The sequence below is a fragment of the Micromonospora coerulea genome (assembly GCF_016598485.1).
GTDB classification, from domain to species: domain Bacteria; phylum Actinomycetota; class Actinomycetes; order Mycobacteriales; family Micromonosporaceae; genus Micromonospora; species Micromonospora coerulea.
In genome coordinates this window covers 20,444-28,712 of the sequence record NZ_JAEMUW010000041.1, presented here as the reverse complement: position 1 = coordinate 28,712, position 8,269 = coordinate 20,444, and the positions used below count along the sequence as shown (strand labels likewise).

6 protein-coding genes and 1 pseudogene are annotated in these 8,269 nt (G+C 69.9%); 6 read left to right on the top strand and 1 reads right to left on the bottom strand.

Annotated features, from left to right (window positions below; translation table 11 throughout):
• Nucleotides 1-333 precede the first annotated feature (333 nt).
• Together I8N68_RS30175 and I8N68_RS33350 are read left to right on the top strand one after the other, a co-directional pair.
• Nucleotides 334-846 (top strand): YcxB family protein, encoded by a 513-nt coding sequence (locus I8N68_RS30175; RefSeq protein WP_200216353.1) that lies wholly within the window; start codon nucleotides 334-336, stop codon nucleotides 844-846.
• Between the two features lie 259 nt (nucleotides 847-1,105).
• A pseudogene (locus tag I8N68_RS33350) lies at nucleotides 1,106-1,267 on the top strand (IS701 family transposase); the annotation flags it as partial.
• 113 nt (nucleotides 1,268-1,380) lie between these two features.
• On the opposite strand, the gene I8N68_RS30170 reads toward I8N68_RS33350, so the two are convergent.
• Complete coding sequence (locus I8N68_RS30170) at nucleotides 1,381-1,941, bottom strand: 4'-phosphopantetheinyl transferase family protein (RefSeq protein ID WP_200216352.1); 561 nt, start codon at nucleotides 1,939-1,941, stop codon at nucleotides 1,381-1,383.
• Between the two features lie 62 nt (nucleotides 1,942-2,003).
• Here I8N68_RS30170 and I8N68_RS30165 point away from each other — a divergent pair, with 62 nt between their 5' ends.
• The 4 genes from I8N68_RS30165 to I8N68_RS30150 all read left to right on the top strand — a co-directional run bounded on the left by I8N68_RS30165 (nucleotide 2,004) and on the right by I8N68_RS30150 (nucleotide 8,227).
• Nucleotides 2,004-4,607 (top strand): AMP-binding protein, encoded by a 2,604-nt coding sequence (locus I8N68_RS30165; RefSeq protein ID WP_200216351.1) that lies wholly within the window; start codon nucleotides 2,004-2,006, stop codon nucleotides 4,605-4,607.
• On the top strand, nucleotides 4,586-5,611 hold the full coding sequence (locus I8N68_RS30160; RefSeq protein ID WP_200216350.1) for an iron ABC transporter substrate-binding protein: 1,026 nt from the start codon (nucleotides 4,586-4,588) through the stop codon (nucleotides 5,609-5,611). Before I8N68_RS30165 ends, I8N68_RS30160 begins: the two co-directional genes overlap by 22 nt.
• 79 nt (nucleotides 5,612-5,690) lie before the next feature.
• Nucleotides 5,691-7,196 carry an ABC transporter permease gene (locus I8N68_RS30155; RefSeq protein WP_200216349.1) on the top strand — a complete coding sequence of 502 codons (1,506 nt, stop codon included), beginning with the start codon at nucleotides 5,691-5,693 and terminating at the stop codon, nucleotides 7,194-7,196.
• On the top strand, nucleotides 7,193-8,227 hold the full coding sequence (locus I8N68_RS30150; RefSeq protein WP_200216348.1) for an ABC transporter ATP-binding protein: 1,035 nt from the start codon (nucleotides 7,193-7,195) through the stop codon (nucleotides 8,225-8,227). The genes I8N68_RS30155 and I8N68_RS30150 overlap by 4 nt, the downstream gene beginning before the upstream one ends.
• Nucleotides 8,228-8,269: the final 42 nt, after the last annotated feature.

The following is an 8,269-nucleotide window of genomic DNA, read 5'->3' as shown; positions in this document are numbered from 1 at the left end:
CGAAGCCAACACCACCCCTACGACAATTCCCCAACCACCGGCCAACCCCGCCAACGTTTGTGGTCAGAGCACTAGCTGTGCGCCGCAGGCGTGGGAGCACCGGCCGAAGTCTGCGCCGAACCGTTCCGGACGACCATGCCGAGGCTACGGATCAGAGGACCCGCCGGCCATCCACGGGCCACAAGCTGGTATCACCGGGGCGAAACCGAGCAGTTCCGGGTGCTGTCGCCGTATGGCGGGGCGACACCCCGTCCACAGGCACCTCCGGGTCTCCGGTCTCGTCGATATGCCCCATACAGGAGCTGCGTCGGCCACTCCGTAGTGTGTCTGATCATGATCATCCACTTCACGACCCAGCCGGACCGGAAGCTGCTCGGCGCCGCGCTGCGTCGGGCCTTCCGTACGGTGATGCTGCTGCCCTACTGGGTCGTCGGCGCGCTGACGGCCCTGATGACCATGCTCACCCTCTGCGGCGGCGACGGGTACGGCGCGGCGATCCCTGGTACCGCCACCGCACTGCTCGGCGTGCTCTACTGGCGGGCCACGCGCAGGCTGGTCGGCATCAACTGGAAGTTCTACGGCGTCCCGATCGCCTGGACCATCGACGGCGAGGGCGTGCGCACCGCCAGCGAGCCCATGGACAGCCTCGTCCGCTGGCCGGCGTTGGAGCGGGTCGAGCCCATCCCCGCTCACCTGATCTTCCGGATCGGGCGCTACCAGGTGCTCCCCGCGCGGGTCGACGGGCTGGACGCGGGGCAGCTGGCAGAGCTGCTGGCCTTCCTGCACGTCCGGGGCCTGCTCAAGGAGGAGCCGGAGAAGGCGGCCCGGCGGATCTCCCACGCCTGACCACCGCTCGCCTCGTACGACCCTCTGCTGCGCGGGCGGGCCGGTCCGAAGCGCCGCTCCCGAGAGGATCTCCGGCCGTCCAAAGGACACCTGGGGGCGTCCGTGACGAAGACGCGACCTTCGGCGTCGCGGACGGTGCGCCGAGTAGGTCGACGACATACCTCCCAGCGATAGCGGGCGGCGCGCAGAGCAGCCCAGGCGGTCGAGAGGCGACGGGGTCGGGCGGACACGGGCTGATTCCTCGGCGTGTAACCAGGGCGCCCGGGACCTCGTGTTGGGTCTGCTGTCGCCGGTGGAACGGAAGAACTGCTGGTGGCTGGCGGAGCAGGCCGGACATCGTGGGCCGCAGGCGATGCAGCGGCTGCTGCGCACGGCGGTGTGGGACGCCGACGCCGTCCGCGATGACGTGCGCCGCTTCGTTACAAGATCAGCGCGAACCGGCCTTGTCACGATCCGTGCCGCCACCGCTCGCCGACTCTGCCCGCCAGCGCCCGGTTGAAAAGGTCGTCGGAGAAGAACGAGCGCCCCGATCGGTCACTTACGCCGCCGTCCGGGGCCGGGTTGCCATGATGTAGACGGCGGCAGCAGGGTCGTCGCGTCGACCACCTCCACCGTGGCCGCGGCCCGGTTGGTAGCCAAGGTCAGCACGTGCCGAGGCGCCGGGGGCGGCAGCCGGTGGAGTGTCAGGCCCGATCCGCCACCGGCTTTGAACTGGGCTTCTGCGATTGTCCAGGCGACTACCTCCCACACCGGCCGATCACCGGTCCGCTCGACGTCGACCCCAACCCGCCCGCCGCCGGGCAGGGCGGCAACGGTCACCACCGCGCCGCTGTGCGACACAGACATTTCCAATGCGGTGCCGGGCAGCGTCGGCCGGCCGTGCCAGCGGCCGCAGTGAGAGCACGTGCGGTCCACCGTCACCGCCTCGGCCGGGAGGCCGAGCATTGAGCCGGCGACGGTGCGCAGCAGTGCCGCTCCGAGCATGAACCGAGCGCGATCAGCCTCAGCTACGGTGCGATCGACGCGCTGCCGCTCGCGGTGGTCGAGCACGTCCCGTAGCCCGACGTGCGCCACCGTCAGACCGACGTTGAACACCGTGATCTTGCTCGTAGTTGAGGGTTGGACAGCCACGGTTGCTTAGGTTAGCCTCACCTACCGTGTCTCTGCTGGATCCCCGGTGGGTGCGCGTCGCCGTCCCGGTGTCCGACACGGCTGACGCGCATCACCCCGCCCTGATCGACTCGGCCGGCCGCCTCAGTTACGGGGAACTGGCCGACCGGGTGGCTGCGCTCGCGGCCAGCCTGCCGTCAGCACAGGCTGGTCGGCGGCTCGTGCACGTGCCGCTGGCCCCGCATCGCGACCTGGTGCTCGGCTATCTGGCGGTGATGTCGGCCGGGCACGTGGCACTGATCACCCCGCCCGAGCATCGGTCGATCACCGCGGTCTACCAGCCCGACCTCTGGCTCCACCCGGATGGCACGTTCGAGACGGCAACGCCGAACAGTGACACCGATGAACCGCGGCACCTCCTGCATCCGGATCTGGCGCTGCTGCTCAGTACGTCGGGCAGCACCGGCTCACCCAAGCTGGTTCGGCTCAGCCACAGCAACGTGCTCAGCAACGCCGAGGCGATCGCGGCCGCGCTGTCAATCACACCGGCCGACCGTGCGGTCACCTCGCTACCGCTGCATTACTGCTTCGGGCTGTCGGTGCTGCATGCCCAACTCCGGGCAGGTGCCACCACAGTGCTGCGGCCCGGGTCGGTGACCGACCCCGGCTTCGCCGATGATCTGCGCCGCGACCGCGTCACCGTGGTTGCCGCCACTCCGCACGTGGTGGATCTGCTCGACGTCCAAGGTGTGCTGGATCATCTGCCTTCGCTCCGGTTGCTCGCCCAAGCCGGCGGCGCGTTGCCGCCCGCGCGGGTGCGAGAGCTCGCGGCTCGGGGCCGCGCGGCCGGTTGGGGTCTGGCGGTGATGTACGGCCAGACCGAGGCCACCGCGCGGATGGCCGTGCTGCCACCCGAACTGTCGGAGCGATACCCCGATGCGGTGGGATGGCCGATCGCCGGATCGGCGTTCCGGCTCGACCCGGCCGGAACCGACGAAGCGGTGGGTTCACCCGATGGCCCGGTTGGCGAGCTCGTGTTCACGGGTCCGGGCGTCATGCTCGGATACGCCGAGCAGCCCGACGACCTGGCCCTGGGTCGGATGCACACTGAGCTTCGGACCGGCGACCTGGCGCGGATCGACGCGGACGGACTGGTCCGGATTGTCGGACGGCGGTCCGACTTCGTGAAGATCATGGGAATCCGGATCGACCTCGGCCAGGTCGAGCGCTCCCTGCTCGGCCGGGGGCTGCAGTCCTGCGTCACCGGCTGCGACGACAAGCTTCAGGTCACCTACCGGCGCTGCGAGCAATCCCCCGACCAGGTTCGCGACCAGGCCGCCCAGGTCTCCGGTCTCAGCCGGTCGGTAATCTCGGTCCGCGCGGTCGACGACCTCCCGCTGCTACCCAACGGCAAACTCGACCGCCGGCGCAGTGCCGACCTGCACGTCACGGAGTCCTCCGCCCCGAAGGCAGAGACCGCCGCTGCGGTGATCGGCGTACTGGAGCCGCTTGTCGGCCGCGGTGGCATCGACCCCGATCGGTCGTTCGTCGAGCTCGGCGGCGATTCCTTCAGCCACGTCGTGGCGTCGGTCGGCCTGACGCGGTTGCTCGGTGACCTGCCGTCCGACTGGCACCATCGCCCGGTGCGCGACCTGGTCGCGCTCGCCGACCGGCTGCCGCGTTCCCGGTGGCGGCGTCCGCTGGTGCGGCGGGTCGAGACGACCGTCGTCCTGCGCGGCGTGGCCGTGGTGACGATCTGTGGCAGTCATGTCGGGTTGTTCCGGCTGCCTGGCGGAGCGCACATCCTGCTCGCGGTCGCCGGCTTCCTGTTCGCCAGGTACGTACTCGCCTCGCCGACGACAGCGGAGCGCGTGCGGCGGACCGCCCGGATCGCAGTCGGGGTCGTCGTCCCGGCGGTGACCGTCGCGGCGTTGATGCTGTTCGGGTTCGGAACGGTCCACTGGTCGAACGTTGCGCTGGTGCATTGGCTCGCCCGGCCGCAGGACGGCAACATCTTCTGGTTCGTCGAGGCCTACTTGGTGATCATGGTCGGCACAGTCGCAGCGCTGGCTGTTCCGCGGCTGCGGGCCGCATACGCCGCCGACGCCTGGCGCACTGCGATGGTCGCCTTGGCCGTGCTGCTGGTGCCTCGCTATCTGGTGCTCGCGTTGTACGACGGTCCGCTGCGTGGTCTGCCGGGCACGGTGGCGTGGCTGTTCGTGGCGGGAGTCGCGATGGCGGCGGCCGACAGCCGGCGGCGCCGACTGGTCACGACGGCGGTCGCGGCAGGTGCCGCCTTTGGCTTCTTCGCCGGAGACGCCGCACGCAACCTGACGATCATGGTCGGGCTCATGTTGCTGGCGCTCGTTCCCGCGCTACCGGTACCGCGGCTGCTCGTCCGTCCGCTTGGCGCACTGGCGGCCGCCTCGCTGCACATCTACCTCGTGCAGTTCCAGGTTTTCGCGTTCTTTGGCTCTCCGATCATCAAGTTCGCGGCCGCGATCGCCGCCGGCTTGGGGTTCTGTGCGGTCGGCAACTACGTCCTGCGCCGGCGGCTGTCGCCTCTGCCGGGGGTCGCAGCCATCCGTAGTCAGGTGGCGGCAAAGCACTTCGTGAGAGAGGACATGACATGCGTCGACGCACGTTCCTGACCGGCCTCGGGGCCGTCGGGGCAGTGGGCTTGGTGGGGTGCGGGTCGAAATCCGAGGACGGGTACGAGGCCGACCCCGGTTCGCTGCAGGTCTACTCCGCGCAGCACGAGAACCTCACCAGAGCGTGGGCCGAGGCGTTCACCGCGGCGACCGGCATCAAGGTGCAGGTCCGCAAGGGCTCCGACGCCTCGATGGGTCATCAGATCGTGGCCGAGGGCTCCGCGTCGCCCGCCGACGTGTTCCTCACCGAGAACAGTCCGGCGATGACGCTGGTCGAGCGGAACAAGTTGCTCGCCCCGCTGGACGAGGCGACCCGGCGGCAGGTGCCGGCCAATCTGACTCCGTCGTCGAAGGCGTGGACCTCAATCGCCGCCCGGTCCACGGTGCTGGTCTACAACACTGCCAAACTCGACAAGGCCGACCTGCCGAAGTCGCTGATGGATCTCGCCGGGCCGCAGTGGAAGGACCGCTGGGGGTGTGCCCCCGGTGGTGCGGACTTCCAGGCCATCGTCGCGGGCATGCTCGCCGGTCAGGGCGAGCAGAAGACCACTGAATGGCTGGACGGCCTGAAGTCCAACGCCCGGGTGCTGCAGAACAACATCGCCACGATGAAGTCGGTCAACGCCGGTGAGATCGAGTGCGGAGTGATCTACCACTACTACTGGTACCGAGACCAGGCTGGCACCAAGGAAGGCAGCGCCAACACGGCCCTGCACTACTTCCGCAACCAGGACCCCGGCGCGTTCGTGTCGCTGTCCGGAGGTGCTGTGCTGGCCCGGACGAAGAAGCCGACCGAGGCCCACAAGTTCCTGGCCTTCATCACCAGCAAGGCCGGGCAGCAAGTGCTGGTCGACTCCCAGTCGATGGAGTACGCCGTGGGCAGCGGTGTCGCCTCGGCGCCCGCGCTGCCGCCGTTGAACAGCCTGCAGGCGCCGCCGGTCGACCCCTTCACGCTGAACTCCGACAAGGTGAATGAGCTGATGACCGATGCCGGCATCATCTGACCTTCGCGAGTCGCCCGCCGCCGCGTACGACGAACCGGTAACGACCCGGCCAGTCGTACGCGCCCGTCGGTCCACCCGGATGCCGTGGATTGTCGTGGCGGCCGCGGTCCTGGTCGCGGCCGTGATGGTCCTGCCGGTCCTGGTCGTAATCGGTCAGGCTTCTGCCGTTGGCGACGAGGCGTCGAGGCTGCTGCTGCGGCCGAGGACGGCCGAACTGCTCGGCAACACGATGCTCTTGGTCCTGCTGACCGTTCCGATCACCGTGCTGCTGGGCTGTGGTGCGGCCTGGCTGGTGGAGCGAACGACACTGCCGGGCGCCGGCACGTGGCGCACGCTGCTCCTGGCACCGCTCGCCATCCCGGCGTTCGTCAGCAGCTACGCCTGGACGTCGGTGCTCCCGGCGGTGCAGGGGCTGGGTGGCGCGGTGTTCATCACAGCCCTGGCCTACTATCCGTTCGTCTTCCTGCCGGCCGCGGCTTTGCTGCGGGCGCTCGACCAGGGCCACCTGGACGCCGCACGGTCGCTCGGCTCATCCAGTCTGGGAGCGGTACTGCGGGTGACGATGCCGCAGTTGCGTCCGGCCATCACCGGCGGCGCGTTGCTGGTGGCCCTGCACCTGCTGGCCGAGTTCGGCGTCCTGCAGATGATGCGGTTTCCCACCTTCACCACGGCGATCCTGCAGCAGTTCGCGGTCGGGTTCAGCAACGCCGCCGGCAGTCTGCTGGCCGCAGTCCTGGTGTTGCTCTGCATTGGTCTGCTGGCCCTCGAGGTGCCGCTGCGCGGCCGCGCACGGATCGCCCGGATGGGCGCCGGCGCCCGGCAGCGTCCGGTCGCGTACCGCCTGGGCGCATGGACCATCCCCGCGTCCGCTGCACTCGCCGCGCTCGTCGGGTTGGCGCTACTGGTTCCGCTGGTGCTGGTGCTGCGTTGGCTGGTGCGGGCGATCACGTCCGGCGCGGTGGTCGTTGGCCCGCTGCTCGCGGCGACGGGTTCAACCGTCGGCCTTGCGGTGGTGGCGGGCCTGGCGGCGTCGCTCGCCGCGCTGCCCGTTGCGTGGCTGCTGCATCGGTACCCGTCTCGACTGGCGACCGTGCTGGAGCGGGTGACCTACCTTGCGAGCGCGCTTCCCGGGGTGGTGATCGGGCTGGCGCTGGTGACGCTGGCGGTGCAGTGGGCCCGTCCGGTCTACCAGACCGCCGCACTCGCGGTGCTGGCCTACACGGTGCTCTTCATGCCCCGCGCCATGGTCGCCTGGCGGTCCGGCTTGGCCGCGGCTCCGCCCGAACTCCTCGAGGCATCGCGTTCGCTAGGGCTCTCCGGACTCAGTACCCTCATCCGGGTGGTCCTTCCGCTGGTGCTGCCATCGGCGCTAACGGGATTCGTTCTGGTCTTCCTCGCGGCGTCGACCGAACTCACCGCGACCCTGCTCCTCGCCCCGACGGGCACCGAGACGCTGGCCACCGGGTTCTGGTCGGCCAGCGACGAGTTGGACTACGTGGCGAGCGCTCCGTACGCTGCGGCGATGATCGCCCTGTCCGCCCCGCTCACCGTCCTGCTGCGCCGGCAGATCCTGGACCAGCGATGAGCGGTGCCGGCATCTCCATCACCGGGCTGACCGTCGGGTACGGCGGCCCGCCGGTACTGGACCAGGTCGATCTGCATGTGCGCGCGGGCGGCATTACCGCGGTGCTCGGTCCCTCCGGCAGCGGCAAGACCACGTTGCTGCGGGCGATCGCCGGGTTCATCCGGCCCGACCAGGGGCGAATCGAGGTACGCGGCGAGGTACTTACCGACGGACCTGCATTGGTGGCTCCGGAGCGGCGCGGCATCGGTTACGTCCGACAGGACGGCGCACTCTTCCCGCACCTCGACGTCGCCGGCAACATCACCTTCGGGCTGCCGCGGGCCGAACGGCGCCGAGCGGCCCAGGTCGAGCCGTTGCTCGAGCTAGTCGGCCTGTCACCGAGCCTGGCCCGCCGCCGGCCGGATGAGCTGTCCGGCGGGCAACAGCAGCGCGTCGCACTCGCCCGGGCCCTGGCCCGCGAACCATCAGTGGTACTGCTCGACGAGCCGTTCTCATCGCTCGACACCGCCCTGCGCGCCGCAACCCGCGAGGCCACACGTGCCGCTCTCGCCGAGCGGGACGCAACCACCGTGCTCGTGACACACGACCAAGCCGAGGCGCTGTCGTTCGCCGACCAGGTGGCCGTCATGTTCGACGGCCGGTTCGCCCAGATCGACAGCCCGGCCGGCGTGTACGGCGCACCGGCCACGCCCGAGGTCGGCCGGTTCCTGGGCGACGCGATGCTCCTCAGCGGGCGGGCCGTCGGCCGGACCGTCTACTGCTGTCTGGGCCAACTCGACCTGGCCGAACCGGCCACCGGCGACGTACTCGTGATGGTTCGACCCGAGCAACTCGTCGTGCGCGAGCCGTCCGACACCAGAGCATCGGTCTCGTCGGTGACCTACCAAGGCGCCGACGCGATGGTCCGCCTAGATCTGGTCCACCAGACCACCCGCCTGGTCGCGCGCGTCCCCGGCGATCGGGTACCTCGCCGAGGCGACGAGGTAGGTATCGCAGTGCCCGCACCCGTCCGCTCATTCCCCCAACGCTGACTCGTCGACGATGACCGGTCTGGTCCCCAACTGATACCAGCC